Here is a 286-nt window from a genome sequence, read left to right as displayed (position 1 = left end):
GGTCGTTAGCTCAGTTGGTAGAGCAGTTGACTTTTAATCAATTGGTCGCAGGTTCGAATCCTGCACGACCCACCAATATACAAGGTGGTAACTGGTAGAGAACGTGAAGGATAACGTTGCTTTAGCAACGGCCCGAAGGGCGAGGCGAAGCCGAGTCATCCTGCACGACCCACCATCCTGAATGATTGAAGCAGTAACCCTTATCCAAGGGGTCGTTAGCTCAGTTGGTAGAGCAGTTGACTTTTAATCAATTGGTCGCAGGTTCGAATCCTGCACGACCCACCAA

The 286-nt window shown here is 50.0% G+C and carries 1 tRNA gene and 1 other RNA gene; both read left to right on the top strand.

Going from position 1 to position 286, the window contains the following annotated elements:
• Positions 1-6 precede the first annotated feature (6 nt).
• A non-coding RNA gene (locus ACLJNW_RS24500) (RtT sRNA) lies at positions 7-175 on the top strand.
• A gap of 34 nt (positions 176-209) precedes the next feature.
• A tRNA-Lys gene (locus ACLJNW_RS24495) sits at positions 210-285 on the top strand.
• Position 286 lies beyond the last annotated feature (1 nt).

It is taken from the genome of Salmonella sp. SAL4457 (assembly GCF_046548235.1).
GTDB classification, from domain to species: domain Bacteria; phylum Pseudomonadota; class Gammaproteobacteria; order Enterobacterales; family Enterobacteriaceae; genus Salmonella; species Salmonella enterica.
The sequence above is the reverse complement of the archived record's forward strand: the minus strand, read 5'-3'. Positions and strand labels throughout refer to the sequence as shown.